Annotated in this window: 15 protein-coding genes; 8 read left to right on the top strand and 7 right to left on the bottom strand. The window is 59.5% G+C overall.

All coding sequences use genetic code 11. The annotated features are described in order from the left end of the window. Positions 1-6 precede the first annotated feature (6 nt). The 3 genes from ACA058_RS18990 to purU are packed head-to-tail and all read right to left on the bottom strand — an operon-like array spanning position 7 to position 2,989. Positions 7-1,248, bottom strand: a complete 1,242-nt coding sequence (locus tag ACA058_RS18990) for an FAD-dependent oxidoreductase (RefSeq protein WP_497635401.1) — start codon at positions 1,246-1,248, stop codon at positions 7-9. After that, on the bottom strand, positions 1,230-2,126 hold the full coding sequence (gene folD / locus ACA058_RS18985) for a bifunctional methylenetetrahydrofolate dehydrogenase/methenyltetrahydrofolate cyclohydrolase FolD (protein WP_497635400.1): 897 nt from the start codon (positions 2,124-2,126) through the stop codon (positions 1,230-1,232). Before folD ends, ACA058_RS18990 begins: the two co-directional genes overlap by 19 nt. Then, positions 2,123-2,989, bottom strand: a complete 867-nt coding sequence (gene purU, locus ACA058_RS18980; RefSeq protein WP_497635399.1) for a formyltetrahydrofolate deformylase — start codon at positions 2,987-2,989, stop codon at positions 2,123-2,125. The genes folD and purU overlap by 4 nt, the downstream gene beginning before the upstream one ends. A 502-nt stretch (positions 2,990-3,491) precedes the next feature. Between purU and ACA058_RS18975 the strand changes: the two genes are divergently transcribed. The 4 genes from ACA058_RS18975 (at position 3,492) to ACA058_RS18960 (ending at position 7,308) form a co-directional block, all read left to right on the top strand. Next, a complete protein-coding gene (locus ACA058_RS18975) occupies positions 3,492-4,781 on the top strand; it encodes an NAD(P)/FAD-dependent oxidoreductase (protein WP_497635398.1) in 1,290 nt (429 codons plus the stop codon). 25 nt (positions 4,782-4,806) lie between these two features. Beyond that, positions 4,807-5,361: a helix-turn-helix domain-containing protein gene (locus ACA058_RS18970; protein ID WP_497635397.1), complete on the top strand. Its 555-nt coding sequence runs from the start codon at positions 4,807-4,809 to the stop codon at positions 5,359-5,361. A 23-nt stretch (positions 5,362-5,384) separates the two neighbouring features. Next, on the top strand, positions 5,385-6,731 hold the full coding sequence (locus ACA058_RS18965; protein WP_497635396.1) for a glutamine synthetase family protein: 1,347 nt from the start codon (positions 5,385-5,387) through the stop codon (positions 6,729-6,731). Between the two features lie 361 nt (positions 6,732-7,092). Then, on the top strand, positions 7,093-7,308 hold the full coding sequence (locus ACA058_RS18960; protein ID WP_007904463.1) for a TOBE domain-containing protein: 216 nt from the start codon (positions 7,093-7,095) through the stop codon (positions 7,306-7,308). 104 nt (positions 7,309-7,412) lie between these two features. Here the strand turns inward: ACA058_RS18960 and ltrA are convergent, their stop codons facing one another. The 4 genes from ltrA to ACA058_RS18940 all read right to left on the bottom strand — a co-directional run bounded on the left by ltrA (position 7,413) and on the right by ACA058_RS18940 (position 11,874). Next, complete coding sequence (ltrA, locus tag ACA058_RS18955) at positions 7,413-8,834, bottom strand: group II intron reverse transcriptase/maturase (protein ID WP_497635123.1); 1,422 nt, start codon at positions 8,832-8,834, stop codon at positions 7,413-7,415. Between the two features lie 484 nt (positions 8,835-9,318). Next, a complete protein-coding gene (locus ACA058_RS18950) occupies positions 9,319-9,720 on the bottom strand; it encodes a hypothetical protein (protein WP_497635395.1) in 402 nt (133 codons plus the stop codon). 123 nt (positions 9,721-9,843) lie between these two features. After that, positions 9,844-10,476: a response regulator gene (locus tag ACA058_RS18945; RefSeq protein WP_497635394.1), complete on the bottom strand. Its 633-nt coding sequence runs from the start codon at positions 10,474-10,476 to the stop codon at positions 9,844-9,846. 30 nt (positions 10,477-10,506) lie between these two features. Continuing rightward, positions 10,507-11,874: a cache domain-containing protein gene (locus ACA058_RS18940; protein ID WP_497635393.1), complete on the bottom strand. Its 1,368-nt coding sequence runs from the start codon at positions 11,872-11,874 to the stop codon at positions 10,507-10,509. Positions 11,875-12,247: 373 nt separating this feature from the next. Here ACA058_RS18940 and ACA058_RS18935 point away from each other — a divergent pair, with 373 nt between their 5' ends. From ACA058_RS18935 to ACA058_RS18920, 4 genes are all read left to right on the top strand, one after another. After that, positions 12,248-14,317: a carbon starvation CstA family protein gene (locus ACA058_RS18935; RefSeq protein ID WP_497635392.1), complete on the top strand. Its 2,070-nt coding sequence runs from the start codon at positions 12,248-12,250 to the stop codon at positions 14,315-14,317. Next, positions 14,307-14,504, top strand: a complete 198-nt coding sequence (locus tag ACA058_RS18930; RefSeq protein ID WP_008051268.1) for a YbdD/YjiX family protein — start codon at positions 14,307-14,309, stop codon at positions 14,502-14,504. The genes ACA058_RS18935 and ACA058_RS18930 overlap by 11 nt, the downstream gene beginning before the upstream one ends. 169 nt (positions 14,505-14,673) lie before the next feature. Next, positions 14,674-15,744, top strand: coding sequence for a GGDEF domain-containing protein (locus tag ACA058_RS18925; protein ID WP_497635391.1), 1,071 nt, complete (start codon positions 14,674-14,676; stop codon positions 15,742-15,744). A gap of 467 nt (positions 15,745-16,211) precedes the next feature. Then, the gene (locus ACA058_RS18920; RefSeq protein WP_497635390.1) at positions 16,212-16,742 is read left to right on the top strand and encodes a hypothetical protein; all 531 of its coding nucleotides are present in this window, start codon (positions 16,212-16,214) and stop codon (positions 16,740-16,742) included. Positions 16,743-16,929: the final 187 nt, after the last annotated feature.

Raw genomic sequence — 16,929 nt, 5'->3', positions numbered from 1 at the left:
TCTCCCTCAGTGACTGGCCGCCGTGGCGCCCATTTCGTTGACTTGCCGGAAGGTCGAGAAGCGCTCCAGGCTGAAGGGCTTGATCAGCTGCGGCACCTTGCCGCCGCTGGCCACCAGTTCGGCCATGGTCTTGCCGCAGATAGGTGTTGCCTTGAAGCCCCAGGTACCCCAGCCGGCGTCCAGGTAGTAATTCTTTACCGGCGACAGGCCCATGATCGGGCTGTAGTCCGGGGTCATGTCGGTGATCCCGGCCCACTGGCGCATCAGCTTGGCGTTGGCCAGGAACGGGAACATCTCGATGGCGTGGGCCAACAGGCTTTCCTTCAGATCGAGCGTGGAGCGGGTGTTGAACAGCGGGTAGGGGTCGGAGCCGCCGCCGAACACCACTTCGCCGCGGCTGGTCTGTTGCACGTAGCAATGCAGCGCCGACGAGCTCACCAGCGGATCGAGAAAGGGCTTGAATGGCTGGGTGACCATGGCTTGCAGCGGGAAGGTCTGGATCGGCGAACGAATCCCGGCCTTGGCCATCAGCAGCGAACTGTGCCCGGCAATCGCCTGCACCGCGCAGCCGCACTTGATGGTGCCGCGGTTGGTCTTCACGGCGGTGATTGCACCGTTCTCGATGATCAGGTCCTGCACTTCAGTGAGCTGATGGATTTCCACGCCGCGCTTGGCTGCCTGCTTGGCGTAGCCCCAGGCGACGGCGTCGTGGCGTGCGGTGGCGCCGTCGATGTGCCAGAGGCCGGCGATCACCGGCAGGTGGCCGGGGTCGAGGTTGAGGCTGGGCACCAGTTCGCGAATCTGCTGGCGGTCGATCATTTCGGTGCGACCGCCGAAGTGTTTGTTGACCTCGGCCCGCTGGCGGAACGAACGCACGGTGGCATCGGTGTGGGCCAGGGTCAGTTGGCCGCGCTCGGAGTACATGATGTTGAAGTCGAATTCGTTGGACAGACCCTGGAACATCCGCACCGATTCGGCATAGAAACGCACGCCTTCGCAGGTCAAGTAGTTGGAGCGGATCACCGCGGTGTTGCGCGCGGTATTGCCACCGCCCAGATAGGACTTCTCCAGCACCGCGATGTTAGTGATGCCGTGGTACCTGGCGAGGTAGTAAGCGGTGGCCAGGCCATGACCACCGGCACCGATGATCACCACGTCATAGCTTGATTTCAAATCACGCGGTGGCGGCAGATCCACTTCGACCGGGTACTCGGAACTCAGCCCGTACTTCAAGAGATTGAACGGCATACGGCCTCCGATTGGCTGTGGTGTTGCATAAGGGCCGCGGTCACGGTGTTTTTCATCAGGAAGGCAATGGTCATCGGTCCGACACCACCGGGTACCGGGGTGATCGCCGCGACTTGGGGCAGGGCGCTGTCGAAGTCGACATCGCCGACCAGGCGGCTGCGACCGGCGTCGTCGATGCGATTGATGCCGACGTCAATCACCACCGCACCGGCCTTGAGCCAACTGGCGTCGATCAAGCGGGGACGACCCACGGCGGCAATCACGATGTCTGCCTGACGGCACAGAGCCTGTGGATTCGGGCTGCGCGAATGCAACACCGTCACCGAGCAGTCGGCCTTGAGCAGCAGCGCCGCCATGGGTTTGCCGACGATGTTCGAGCGGCCGATCACCACCGCGTGCTTGCCGCGCAGATCGCCGCAGGTTTGCTCCAGCAAATACAGGCAGCCGCTGGGCGTGCAGGGCGCGAGCACAGTGCGCCCCTGACTGAGGCCACCGACGTTTTCACTGTGGAAACCGTCGACGTCTTTGCCTGGATTGATCGCTTGCAGTGCCCGCAGCTCATCGACATGAGCGGGTAACGGCAGTTGCAAGAGAATGCCGTGGATCGAGTGATCTGCATTCAGCCTGGCGATCAGATCGAGCAGCTGTTCGGTGCTGGTGTCTGTGGTCAGCCGATGTTCCAGGGAGCGGATGCCGACCTCTTCTGCGCGCAGAAACTTGTTGCGCACATAAACCTGGCTGGCCGGGTCGCTGCCGACCAGGATCACCGCCAGGGCCGGCTGGATGTCTCGCGCGCGCAGGCTGTCGACGTCCTTGCGGACCTCGATCAACACCCGGGCGGCGGCGGCTTTGCCGTCAATCAGTCGGGGTGTGTTCACCGGAAGATCACCGTTCTGTCCTGGTTGAGGAAAACCCGGTGTTCCAGGTGGTACTTGACCGCCTTGGACAGAGCCACGGTCTCGGTGTCACGGCCGGTGGCCACGAGGTCGTCCGGCAGATAGACGTGATCGACCCGCTGCACCTCCTGCTCGATGATCGGACCCTCATCGAGATCGCTGGTGACGTAGTGGGCGGTGGCACCGATCAGCTTCACGCCGCGCTGGTACGCCTGGTGATACGGCTTGGCGCCCTTGAAACCGGGCAGGAACGAATGGTGAATGTTGATCGCCCGACCAGAGAGTTGCCTGCACAGGTCGTCGGAGAGGATTTGCATGTAGCGCGCCAGTACCACCAGTTCGGTGCCGGTGTCGTCGACCACCTTCATCAGCTCGGCTTCCTGGCGGGCCTTGGTGTCCTTGGTGACCGGCAAGTAGATGAAGCGAATACCCTCGCGCTCGGCCATGGGCCGCAGGTCGAGGTGGTTGGAGACGATGGCGGTGATGGTCATGTCCATCTCGCCCTTGTGGTAGCGGTAGAGCAGGTCGGTCAGGCAGTGGTCGAACTTGCTCACCATCAGCAACACGCGCATGGGCTCACGGGTGTCATGCAGTTCCCAGTGCATGTCGAAAGCCTGGGCGACGTCGCTGAAACCGTCCTTGATCTGCTGGATATCCCCCGCGTGGCCCTCGTTGAAACGGAACACTGCGCGCATGAAAAAACGCCCGCTGAAATCGTCGTCGAATTGCGCCATCTCCCCGATGTAGCAAGCGTTGTCCGCCAGATAGGTGGTGACGGCAGCGACAATGCCGGACACCGCGGGACAGGTGATCTTGATGATGAAATGGTTCTTTTCGTGTTGCATGACACGTCCTCGGGATGATGGCGGCAGCTCATCGCATAGCGAAAAAATGTCAGCGGACAGCGATGCTCATTTCTTGAGCGTATTTTCTTGTTAGGAATAAAATATTCCTGTTTGTGGCTTTATAGGGGAATGCCAGCAGCGCGTCCAGGGGTTTTTGTGAAACTTTTTTAACTGGTGGGAATTTTATTGGGCGATCAACGCCCTGTAGGAGCCAGGCTTGCCGTCGAACGGCCATGGATGGTCGATCGCGGCCCTGTAGGAGCGAGCTTGCTCGCGATGGTCCTCAACCATGACGCTGGGCACCAGACACCCCACGGTGCTCTCAGGTGCATCGCGAGCAGGCTCGCTCCCACAGTAGATCGGGTACAGCCGTGGGAGATTGTTCGGCTGTCAGGCCGTCATCGCTGGCAAGTCAGCTCAACAAGGTCACCAACCTTGCGCACATGAAATTAAACATGTATTTTTTCATGAAATTACAACTATAAAATTTCATGGAGCCGGTATGTTTCAGCAATCCACCCAGCATGTCGCCAGCTACTACGCCCACACCTGCGCCAATCGCCTGGTCAATCGAGCGGCATTGGAGGGCGAGCAGGACACCGACGTGCTAATCATCGGTGCCGGCTTCAGCGGATTGCACACGGCGCTGCGCCTGGCCCTGGCCGGCAAACGCGTGACCTTGCTGGAGGCCAGCCGGGTAGCCTGGGCCGCGTCGGGACGTAATGGCGGCCAGGCCATTCTCGGTTGGTCCTGTGACATGCCGCCGCTGGAAGCCGCACTGGGTCATGAGCGCGCTCGGCGGTTATGGGACGGCATGCGCTGGGCAGCAAAAGAGTTGCGCGAATTGCCCTTGCGCCATGGTTTCGATTGCGACTACCGGCCCGGCCACCTCTGGACTTCGGTGATGCCACGGCGGGTCAGCCTGTTGACCGAATGGCAGCACGAGGCCAGCCACAAATGGGGTCATGACGGCTTGCGCTTCATCGAGCGCGCCCAGTTGCCCGAGTGGGTGGCCAGCGAGCGTTATCAGGCCGGCCTGTTCGACCCCGAAGGCGGGCATTTGAACCCGCTGAAGCTGGCGCTGGGACTGGCCTCCGCGATTGAGCAGGCCGGTGGCGTGATTCATGAACAAAGCAAAGCGTTGAATTATCGCGAGGACGCAAACGGCTACGTGGTAACCACTGAACGCGGACGCATCCGCGCCGATGTCCTGGTACTGGCCTGCAATGCCTACCTTGACCGGCTCGACCCGCAGCTATCGAGTTGCGTATTGCCCGTTGGCACGTATCAGGTGGCCACGGCACCGATGTCCGAGGCGCAAGCTACCGCGCTGCTGCCCAGCAATACATGCGTCACGGACAACCAGTTCGTGCTCGATTATTTCCGCCGCACGCCGGACAACCGGCTGCTGTTCGGCGGCGGCTGCACCTATCTGGGTGGCATGCCCAAAGACATTGTCGGCGCCACCCGGCCGTGCCTGGAAAGGGTGTTTCCCCAATTGAAAGGCATAGAATTGGAGTTCGCCTGGGGCGGTCACATCGACCTGACGCTCAAACGCACCCCCGACATCGGTCGACGCGGCGACCTGTACTGGTTGCAGGGCTATTCCGGGCATGGCGTGCTGCCGACCCTGGCCGGGGCACGGGCGGTGTCCGACGCCATTCTCGGCCTGCCGGAAGAGCTGGCGTTGTATCAGGGTTTGACCAACGCCAGCTTTCCCGGCGGCAAATACATGGCAGCGCCGCTGGAAGCCATCGGCAAAGCCTGGTACCGGCTGCGCGACAGCATTTGAATCGGCCATTTCTGGAAGCCTTTAGATGGACATGCAAGAAGAGATTTCGGCGCTGGCGATCCTGATCCAGGACCTGCGTAAACACAAGAAGTACACCTTGAAGGATCTGGCCGACAAGATCGGCCGCTCCGTGGGTTTTCTTTCCCAGGTCGAGCGCGGCCTGTCCCGCCCCACGGTGGCGGACTTGACCGCCATCAGCGAGACCCTCGGTGTGCCGACCACCTATTTCTACAGCCTGCCCAAACCCATGGCTTTGCCCTGGGTGACCCGACCGGATGAGCGCCGCACGTTGTATTACGCCGATGGCATCACCGACATCATGGTCTCGCCAAAAATGCGCGCGTCCTTTTCCATGCTCGAAAGCCAGCTGGAGCCCGGTGCCAGCAGCGGCGACCGGCACATGAAGGACAGCTCGGAGCAGGGCGGCTATGTCCTGGAAGGGGAGCTGACCCTGTGGCTGGATCACGACCAACCGGTGACCCTGCGCGCCGGCGACAGCTTTCAACTGGCCAGCCATGCCCACTGCCGCTACGGCAACCTCTCGAACCAACTGACCCGCGTGCTTTGGGTTTACACCTGATGAAAACAACAAGGAACAAAACGATGGATGCTGTGTGCTCTGATCTGTTGGCCGAAGTGCGTGGGTTTCGTCAGCGCTACCCCGATGTGCGCTACGTCGACCTGATTTCCCTGGACATACCGGGGCATTTCTACGGCAAGCGCTACCCGATCGAAATGCTCGAAAAAGTCGCCGCTGGCAGCGCCCTCAAGTTGCCGCAAAACTGCGTGTTGCTCGGCACCCAGGGCGGGCTGTTCAAGATCGGCGACTACTGCTTCAACGATGGCGATCCGGATGCGCTGCGGCGCCTGGTGCCGGGCACGCTCAAGTTGGTGAGTTGGGAGAAGCAACCGCTGGGGCAAATGCTGATTACCTCCGACGGCACGGAAAAACCGATCGTTTTCGAACCGCGTGAAGTCCTGGCGCAGGTGTTGGCGCGGCTTGGCCGCAAAGGCATTTTTCCGGTGGTGGCGTTCGAGCTGGAGTTCTATCTGTTCGATAGCCAGTTGCGCGATGGATTACCGCAGTTTGCCCGCGACCCGCTGACCGGCGATGCGGATGATCAGCCGAACATGCACATCGAACGACTCTCGCGATTTGCCCCGGTACTCGACGAAATGGTCGAGACCGCGCGTGCGCAAGGCATCGATGCCACGGTGATCACCGCCGAATTGGGTCCCGGTCAGTTCGAGATCAATTTCGGTCATCTGGACGATGGCCTGCGCGCCGCCGACTGGGCCGCCTTGTTCTGCCGCAGCACGCGAGGCGTGGCACTCAAGCACGACTACCGCGCCAGCTTCATGGCCAAGCCTTACTTGCAGCACCCCGGCAGCGGCATGCATGTGCACGTGAGCCTTTACGACGAGGCGGGCAACAACCTGCTGGCGGCGAACGGGCAACGAGCGTTGCGCCATGCGGTGGCCGGTTGCCTGGATGTGTTGCCGCACTGCATGCCGATCTTCGCGCCGAACCACAACGCGTTGCGTCGCTTGAGCGCCACGGTCAACGTCGCCTCGCGCGCCAGTTGGGGTTTTGAGGATCGAGATGCCTGCCTGCGGGTGCCGGAGTCGGACGCCAGGAACCTGCGGGTCGAACATCGCCTCGCCGGTGCCGATGCCAACCCGTATCTGGTGCTCGCCGCGATCCTGGTGGGGCTGGAGCAAGGCATTGAACAGGAGCGCGAACCGATCGCCCCGCTCAACGAAGACCGCAACAGTGGCATCGACTTCCCGCTGGAAATGCTCGAGGCCGTGCAAGCCATGCAAGGCAATCAAAAACTGCGTGAAGGTTTGGGCGCGGAATTCGTCGATGTTTATTGCGAGAACAAGCGTCAGGACCACTTGGCATTCCTGAATGACATCAGTGCGCGGGAGTACCGCTGGTTCCTGTAGTTAAGGTGGTTTCGAGATTAACCGCAAAAAAAGTCTGGATATATAACAAGTTAGAGATTTTAGTAACTGAACGGTTAACTAAATTATCTTGTTACAGGGCGAAACATTGCGTAATATTCGCCCCGCGTTCACCACCACGGTTTATGCATTTTTAAGTCCCGGGCGTCCATCAGCTGCCCGGGATTTTTTTTGCCTGAAATTCAGTGTCAATTCCTGAAGCGAACCTTGGCAGGCGGGCTGTATATTCAAAAATGATATAAATAGATGATTATATATTCCTTTTAATGTAGCCAAACGCAGTGCACCTTGGAGGCCTGCCCCTTCATTCGCAAGGGCAAGACATCAGACAGGAAGCCTCATCATGACCATCAAAGCGATCAACGTCCGCAACCAGTTCAAGGGCGTCATCAAGGAAATACTGGAAGGCGAAGTGGTTTCCGAAATCGACGTGCAAACGGCGTCCGGCATTGTCACCTCGGTGATTACCACCCGTTCGGTGCGCGACCTTGAATTGAAGGTCGGGAGCGAAGTGATTGCCTTCGTGAAATCCACCGAAGTCTCGATTGCCAAACTTTGAGTCCAGGTTCAACGCCTGACGAATTATCGCGGGATCGAGTAGGAGGCGGTTTCACAACCGCCGTCCTCTCACGCCACCGTACGTACGGTTCCGTATACGGCGGCTCAAGTTATGCGGCTAAGCCGGTTTATCGTATCCAGTATCGAGACCAGCCCTAGCTGATCCCACAGCTTCTTCGGTAACGCCTGATTCATATGTGACGCCCCCGAGTTCCACCATGGTCCGCGACCATTGAAGGCTGATTTGCAGGCGCGCGCTTCGCTAAGCCCCAAGCGCATCAAGTTGCGCGCCCTCGTAGAGGGCTGCTTCCATTGGCGCCAGATGACGCAGCGAAGTTTATGCCGCACCCACCCGTCCAGCTCCTCAAGGGGGCGCTTGCTCTGACTGAGCTTGAAGTAGCCCGCCCAACCGCGCAGTACGGGGTTAATCCGCTCGATGACGTTCGCCATCTTGTGGCCCCGTGCGCCGCGCAGCAGGTTTCTGAGTCGGTCGCGTAAGCGACCCAGACTCATCGTCGCTACTCTTAACCTCGGTTGTTGATGCCAGCTCATCCCGTAGCCCAAGTAATCACACATCCACGACCCGGCTACTCGGCTCTTTTCCCGATTCAGCGTCAGTTTCAGACGCTGATTCAGGAAACGCTCAACACCAGCCATCACTCGCGCGCCAGCACGAGGACTGCGCACATAAATGTTCGCATCGTCGGCATAGCGCACGAAGCGATGGCCCCGCCGTGTCAGCTCTTGGTCGAGTTCGTTGAGCAGGATGTTCGACAGCAACGGCGAGAGCGGGCCGCCTTGCGGCGTCCCTTCCTGCCGTCGGCTGGCGATCCCGCCCGACATCACGCCGGCCTCTAGATAACGACGGATCAGCCTGAGCACCCGCTTGTCTTCAACCTGACGCTGCACATGGGCCATCAATACATCGTGGTTGACCCGATCGAAGAACTTCTCCAGATCGAGTTCCACACACCAGCGGTGGCCCGCCGCCACATGGGCACGGGCTGTTTCGATGGCTTGGTGGGCGCTTCTGCCCGGACGGAAGCCGTAGCTATAGTCCGAGAACAGCGGGTCAAAGATCGGCGTGAGCTGTTGCAGCAGTGCCTGTTGGATCAGGCGATCCACGACGCTGGGGATACCCAGCTGTCTTGTCCCGCCTTTGGGTTTGGGGATTTCGACGGCGCGTACACCTTGCGGGTGATACTCACCGGCCAGCAACCTGGCCTTGAGGGTTGGCCAATACTGTTCCACGTAGCCCGCCAATTCGTCGACCGTCATGCCATCGGCACCCGGCGCCCCCTCGTTGCTGACCACGCGGTGATACGCACGCTTGAGGTTGGCCGATGCAAGCACCCGCGCCATCAGCGTGTCCGGCTCCGCGTTCGTCCACATCACAGACGTCGCCGATGCCTGCGCACTGCCAGCCGTCGCCCGCGGATTCTGTCCGGAACTAGGGGTCACAGTTCTCCCTCGGAGAAATTTCTGCTTTTCGACATTCGACGAGACTCTGACGCCTACTGGCGGCATAACCTGTTCGGCCCTTGGTGGCAGGGTTATTTGCCACTTACTACGGCCTCGGCTGACTTCTGCACGTTCATCCCGTCGCCTCTCGACGCTCGGTAGCACAGTGGCAAACGTGCAGATCTCCCAGGGTAATTCGCGCGACCTTCCTGCTTATGCCTGTCGGATCTACGTCACAGCGTTCCGTGCAAGTATTGGGCTTTGGCAATTATGGCTACCTTACCCCGCTGCACCGCCTAATCCGCTTCCTGTTCGTCAGGCCAGCATTTTGCCCCGGGCTTCCTTCAGATTCGCAGTCGCCTGCGACACCCTTGCCTTCGGCTAACACTTCCCCTTGCCGGGTGTGTAGAGGACTTTCACCTCCAAGTCACCAGCGTGACCACCACAGCCAAACTGGTTGCGCTTGCGCGCAACGCGCCATGCCTGGCGCACCACAAAAAAGCCCGGCTGATCAGGCCGGGCTTGTTTTTGGCACGGTGAAGCGATGGGTTCAGGCGATGCTGTTGCCTTGCAGGCGGTCGGAGCCATCGGCGGCGACGGTGTTGCCTTGCAGGCGGTCAGAGCCATCGGCGGCGACGGTGTTGCCTTGCAGGCGGTCGGAGCCATCGGCGGCGACGGTGTTGCCTTGCAGGCGGTCGGAACCATCGGCAGCCACGGTGTTGCCTTGCAAACGATCCGAACCATCGGCAGCAACGCGATTTTCAATCAGGCGATCAGAACCGCCTTCAGCTACACGATTCTCGATCAGACGATCCGAACCACCTTCAGCCACTCGGCTTTCAATCAGACGATCCGAGCCGCCTTCAGCGACTACAGGTTGAGCAGCAGTAGCGGCGAAAGCGTTAACTGCGAAAACCGAGAAAGCGATGCTGAGGAGGGTTTGGCGTTTCATGATCATGTGCTCCGGGTGTTGTTGGTTGGTATGGAGCTGATGTTACGCCGTGGAATTTTTAAGAGAACTTCATTGAGTTAATGGTGACTATTGACGCAGTCAATGGTTGGATGGGAGCGGGCGCTAGCGCGAAATGAGCCCGTGATCGATCGCATACTTGACCAGCGCCGCAGGCTTGTCGATGTTGAGCTTGCGCCTGATGCTCAAGCGGTGTGTCTCCACCGTGCGCACGCTGATATCCAGTTCCCGCGCCATTTCCTTGTTGTTCAGCCCTTGGGCCATCTTCGACAGCACCTGGCTTTCACGGGGGGTCAGCTCGTTGTCGGTGTTTTTGTCGGCGATGAGCCGCTGGGCGATTTCGGCGCTGTAAAAGGTCCCGCCACTGGAGATGGCTTCGATGGCGGCGATGATTTCCCGTGACGGGGCATTCTTCAGCACATAGCCGCTGGCGCCCGAGCGCAGCGATTCACTCACGTACTCATAGTTATCGTACATGCTCAGCACCAACACCTTGAGCGACGGGTACTGGCTGCGCAACACGCGGGTCAGTTCCAGGCCGTTCATGTCCCGCAGGCTGATGTCGACCAGCAGCAGGTCCGGCTGGCAGCGCCCGACCATTTCGATCGCCTCGGTGCCGCTTTCTGCTTCGCCCACCACTTCCAGGGGCGCCATGACGGACAGCAGCGCCTTTATTCCGTCGCGGACCAGGGAGTGATCGTCGACCAGGGCGACGCGGATCGGGGAGGGCAGGATCATTGAGCTTCTCTCTCTTGTTTTTTGCGGACATCAGCGTTTGCTGGCGGGCAGTGTCATCGGCAGCAGAACATCCAGCTCACTGCGCCCGGGTGTCGAGATCAGTTCGAAGCGGCCACCAAAATGTTCGACTCGTTCACGAATGTTACGCAAGCCAATGCCGACGTGACGACGTTCGACCTGGGCGACGTTGAAACCGACACCGTCGTCGACCACGGTCAGCCGCACCGATTGCTCGCAGCCGCGCAGGGTAATGGATACATGCCTGGCCTGGGCGTGGCGTTCGATATTGGTCAGGCCTTCCTGGACGATGCGAAACAACGAAACAGCTGCACCGTCGACCAGTTGGCAGTCGAATTCATTGTCGTCATAGGTCACGGTGAGGCCGCTGCGTTGTTGGAACTCAGCGGCCAGTTGACCGATTGCCGCCGAAAGGCCGAGGGTGTCGAGCAACGATGAGCGCAAGTCGTGGGAAAGGCTGCGCACTTCGCCAATGGCATCACCCAGGCGCGCGGTGGCATCTCTCAACGTGCCCAGGCCCTTGTCGTGGTTTTGTCCGCTTTCCAGCAAGTGGCTGGCCAGTTCGAACTGAAACTTGATCGAGACCAGCACCTGGCTGATGCCATCGTGCAGCTCACGGGACACCCGCGAGCGCTCTTCCTCCTGCAGGCTGACAATACGCTGGGTCAGGCGCTGCAGTTTCTTGTCGGCCAGGCGATGCTCGCTGACGTTGAGGGTCATGCCGGTGGCGAACACGAACAGCACCGCGACGAGGGCGACCACGGCGATGGCCATCATGGTCTTGCGGATGCCCATGGCCACTTCGGCACGAGCCTGCTGGGTGGCGCGTTCGACATCCTCAAGGTAGATACCGGTACCGAGCATCCAGCCCCAGCGATCGAGCATCACCACGTAGGCCAGTTTGTCGGTCACCTGGCCGGAGGAGGGTTTGTTCCAGGCGTAGCGTTGAAAACCTTCGCCCGATTGCGCACTTTTGAGCAGCGCCTGGATCACCGGCAGGCCGTGCGGGTCTTTCATGTCCCAGAGGTACTTGCCCACCAGTTCCGACTGGCGCGCGTGCATCAGGCTGCGGCCTTCATGGTCGTAGACGAAGAAATAGCCGTTGATGCCAAAGCTGAGCTTGCGCAGTTCTTCCAGCACTTGTTGCTGGGCGCGTGCGTCTCCCTGACCGTTGTCGTACAGCGGCTCGATCAGGCTTTTCGCCATTTCGACGTAGTTTTTCAGTTCCGCGCGCTTGCTCATCAGGATGCTGTCTTCGATCAGCTGTGCCTGTTGATCACCCAGTTGGCGGTTGAGGGAAATCACCAGGGCGCAAATGACGGCAATGGCCAACACCAGCGGCAAAATGCCGAGCGCGACGATCTTGTGTTTGAGCTGCATGTTTACTCCTGCCCGCGCGAACGGTCGGCATCATATGCCAAAGATACGCCTTGCTTGTAGCGCAGCGGGACGGAATGTCAGGCGGCTGGAATGCGAAACCCCTGTGGGAGCGAGCCTGCTCGCGAAGGCGATCTGTCATTCAACAGGGATGTCGTCTGATGCACCGCCTTCGCGAGCAGGCTCGCTCCCACAGGGTTATGTGTTTCGACAGACAGATCAGCGCTATCTACGTAGAACTACGTAGACGCTGCGTACGTAGTAACGCGGATTTATTTGTGGACGACATGCGCGGATATTGGGCCAGCTCCGCACAGCGGACACAATTATAAAAATTACCGCCGCAGTCCACTGGCTGTCGGCAGGAGACCCCACTATGCCCCGTCTGGCTAAACACCTCGCCTGGTTTGCCGTGGCTGTCCTGGGAGCGATTGCGCTGAGTGTCGTGGCCCTGCGCCGCGGCGAAGCGATCAACGCCCTGTGGATCGTCGTCGCAGCCGTCGCCATCTACCTCGTTGCCTACCGCTACTACAGCCTGTTCATCGCCAACAAAGTGATGCAGCTGGACCCCAATCGAGCCACTCCCGCAGTGCTCAACAACGATGGTCTGGACTTCGTGCCGACCAACAAACACGTACTCTTCGGTCACCACTTCGCAGCCATCGCCGGCGCGGGGCCGCTGGTCGGTCCGGTACTGGCGGCGCAAATGGGCTACCTGCCCGGCACGCTGTGGCTGATTGCCGGCGTGGTACTGGCCGGTGCCGTGCAGGACTTCATGGTCCTGTTCATGTCCACCCGCCGCAACGGCCGCTCCCTGGGCGACATGGTCCGTGAAGAAATGGGCCGCATCCCCGGCACCATCGCGCTGTTCGGCTGCTTCCTGATCATGATCATCATCCTCGCGGTGCTGGCGCTGATCGTGGTCAAGGCCCTGGCCGAGAGCCCGTGGGGCATGTTCACGGTCATGGCGACGATCCCGATCGCGATGTTCATGGGCATCTACATGCGCTACATCCGCCCGGGTCGCATCGGTGAGATCTCGATCATCGGCGTGTTCCTGCTGCTGGGGTCGATCTGGCTGGGTGGGCAGATTGCCGCTGACCCGGTGTGGGCCAAGGCGTTCACCTTCACTGGTGTGCAGATCACCTGGATGCTGATCGGTTACGGTTTCGTGGCTGCCGTTCTTCCGGTGTGGCTGATTCTGGCACCGCGTGACTACCTCTCTACCTTCCTCAAGATCGGAACCATCGTCGCCTTGGCGATCGGCATTCTGGTGACCATGCCCGAGCTGAAAATGCCGGCACTGACCCAGTTCATCGATGGTACTGGCCCGGTGTGGAAGGGCGGAATGTTCCCGTTCCTGTTCATCACCATTGCCTGTGGCGCGGTATCGGGTTTCCACTCGCTGATCGCTTCTGGCACCACGCCGAAATTGCTGGCCAGCGAAGGTCATGCCCGTTACATCGGTTACGGTGGCATGCTGATGGAATCGTTCGTGGCGATCATGGCCATGGTCGCTGCCTCGGTGATCGATCCGGGCGTGTACTTCGCCATGAACAGTCCTGCGGCCATTGTGGGTTCCGATGCTGTTTCGGTTGCTCAGACTGTCAGCAGCTGGGGCTTTGCGATTACCCCGGAGGCGCTGCAAGCAGTGGCCAAGGACATCGGTGAAACCACCATCCTGGCCCGTGCCGGCGGTGCGCCGACCCTGGCTGTCGGCATCGCGCAGATCCTGCACCAGCTGCTGCCAGGTGAAAACACCATGGCGTTCTGGTACCACTTCGCGATCCTGTTCGAAGCGCTGTTCATCCTGACGGCGGTGGATGCCGGTACCCGTGCCGGACGTTTCATGCTGCAAGACCTGCTCGGCTCCTTCGTGCCGGCGCTGAAGCGTACCGAGTCCTGGACCGCCAACCTGATTGCAACCGCCGGTTGCGTGGCCATGTGGGGTTATCTGCTGTACCAGGGCGTAATCGATCCGCTGGGTGGCATCAATACCTTGTGGCCATTGTTCGGCATCTCCAACCAGATGCTGGCCGGTATCGCGCTGATGCTCGGCACCGTGGTGCTGATCAAGATGAAACGCCAACGCTACGTCTGGGTTACCTTGCTGCCCGCCGTGTGGTTGCTGATCTGCACTACCACTGCCGGCTTCATCAAGCTGTTCGACGCCAACCCGGCCATTGGCTTCCTGGCGCTGGCGAAGAAGTACAGCGATGCGTTGGCCAATGGTCAGGTGCTGGCGCCGGCCAAGAGCATTGACCAGATGCAGCACGTGATCTTCAACGCCTACACCAACGCCACGTTGACCGCGCTGTTCCTGTTCGTGGTGTTCAGCATTCTGTTCTTTGCGCTCAAGGTCGGTATCGCCGCCTGGGGCATCAAGGAACGTACGGACAAGGAAGCGCCGTTCCACGCGCTGCCGATGCCTGATCATGTTCAATGACCTGAGTCGCCTCGGCAAATACCTCGGTCAGGCCGCGCGCCTGATGGTGGGGATGCCCGATTACGACAACTACGTCGAGCACATGCAAAGCAAGCACCCGGACAAACCGGTGATGGACTACGAGGCGTTCTTTCGCGAGCGCCAGGAGGCCCGTTACGGCAGCAAGGCCGGGCCGAAGTGTTGTTGATCTTGTAGGAGCGAGCTTGCTCGCGATGGACGTTAACGATAACGCGGGCTTCCTGAATGCCCGCGTTATCGTTAACGTCCATCGCGAGCAGGGGATAGCCGTTTGTCAGGCGTATCGGTATGCTCAGCGCACAGTCCGAATGCCAATGATAAAAAACCACAGTGACGCTATGAGCCCATCAGAAACGCGTGCGAATATCCTAGCGCTGTATCCGGAAGACTCCCGCGAAGCGGCGGCCCTGCTCAAGCAAGCCGTGCCGCTGATGGTTCGCCATAACATCCCGCCCAATCCCGTGCACTATGCACTCTGGTACACCTACAGCAAGGGCCAGGACCCGGAGCTCAATCGCCACCTCGACCGGGTGGTCAGAGACTTCGATGGTTGCCCGCCAGAGTCTGCGACCCGGCTGTTTCGCCAGTACATCATTCGTGAAGAACTGGAGGATGCCCGCGCAGAGCAGCATCAGGTCATCAGCCTGGTCGATGGCATGGAGCGCGACGTCTCGATCAGTGTTAAGGGCAGTCTCAATTTCCAGAACCGTCTCGGGCAGTGCCTGGAAATGCTCGACGAACCGGCCAGTGATCGCCTGCCGGGCATCTTGAGCGAGCTGCAGCAGAGCACCCGGTTGATGCAGAGCCAGCAGGAGCACTTCCTCGCGCAGCTGCACTCGGCACAGGACGAAATCAAGACCCTGCGCGACAAACTGCAGCGCGCCCAACTGGCCGCGACCCTCGATGGCTTGACCGAACTGCTCAACCGCACGGCGTTCACCCGCCTGCTGGAACAGGCGCTGGGCAAGGCTTCCCGCGGGGTGGCCCTGTTGATCCTGGATATCGACCACTTCAAGCAATTCAATGATCAGTACGGTCACCCGCTGGGCGACAGGGTCTTGCAACATGTCGCGCAGGTGCTGCGTGGCGCGTTGCCAGCCAATGCTTTCGCGGCGCGTTACGGCGGCGAAGAGTTCTGTGTGGTCTTGCCCGATTGCGCCGACCTGGGCAGTGCCTGCGCCTTCGCCGAGCATCTGCGCCTGAAGGTCCAGTCCTTGCGAATCAAGGCGCGCGGCACCGACACCGTGCTGGACACCGTTACCGCGTCTTTCGGTGTCGCCCTCGCACAGCCCGCTGACAACCTGGAAAGTCTGCTGACGCGCGCCGATGACGGACTGTACCAGGCCAAGCGCAACGGGCGTAACCAGGTGCACGCCCTGCAAAAAGGGGCGGCGACCACCTTATCCTGACCTGACCCTGATTACCTGTGGGGGCGGGCTTGCTCGGGTAAAATTCGGGGGCATGAGGGTAGGGGCGTGAGTGCCGTATTTCGGGCTTTGTGACAAGCCAGCAATCGAACTGAAGGTGGCAGTTTTATAGCGACACGCAAGGCGCAAGAAGATGTTCAGATTCGTTGCCCGTCCTCAGACCAAAATTACTGTGTCCTAGTCCATATCCTACAATTTTGTGGGATCTCGCCGACTTGTCGTAGTTGTCTTGCTCCTGTAATTTTATAGCTCATTAAATGGGTCCATTCTTCATGGCTGGCTTAGCTATTAGTGACTTTTGAATAAGCCTTTGTGTTGAACAATGGGGTCTAAATATCAGATTGGAAAGTGGCTATTTTAGTGAGTTTATCTGCTTTCTGATTTGAGGCGATATTTACTACGCAAGCAGCAACCATAACCGTGTATTGATAATAAAAATAAGGAGCGTTATGTATCTCGTCGAGAAACAGGTTTTTATGCTCGACATTTTGCGTGGTACACCACTCTGGGTTTACGCAGTTTTTTTTATCGTGACATATTACGGCGTCATTGCCTGCTTCAAGAATCATGAAACGAAAAAGTCGTTACTACTGACACCGACAATATTCGTCGCTATTTCCGTGGCCTCGCTGAAAATCTCCCAAGGATTCGTGGTTCCGCTTTCGGTTTATGCGCTTGGGGTGCTGGTTGGGTGGTTGCTGGCCTTGCGCTTTTACTCGTATCACAACGTGCAACATGAGGGTGAGAGACTTGTGCTGGATGGCACGATCAGAGTGTTGATTGTGTATTGGTGCTTCTTCGCCTGGCGTTACTACAGCGGTTACCAGGAGGCGGTGCATCCGGAACTGACCAATGAAGTTTCGTTAGTGGCCTGGTCGTCACTAGGGGCTGGGGTTATCAATGGTTTGATCGTTGGACGGAGTCTCAGGTTATTGCGTTTTTTCAAGTCCGATAATGTGCCAGCGGTATCTTCCAAATGACAGCTTATCTGCAAATGTGCCCCCGCTAAGTGAGTTGGAACTCCGCCCGGACCAAGCTCGCTCCCACAGGGATTGCGGTGTTCACAGATCTTATGTGCACCATCGAACCATGTGGAGCGGACTTGCCCGAAGGTGCGGCCCGGGTGGCAAGCGGTTGGGCGACGGCATCGAGATTGTCGGCGATGCG

It is taken from the genome of Pseudomonas sp. LBUM1649 (assembly GCF_059716155.1).
Note: the sequence above shows the minus strand (reverse complement) of the source record. Positions and strands in the feature narration are given on the sequence as shown.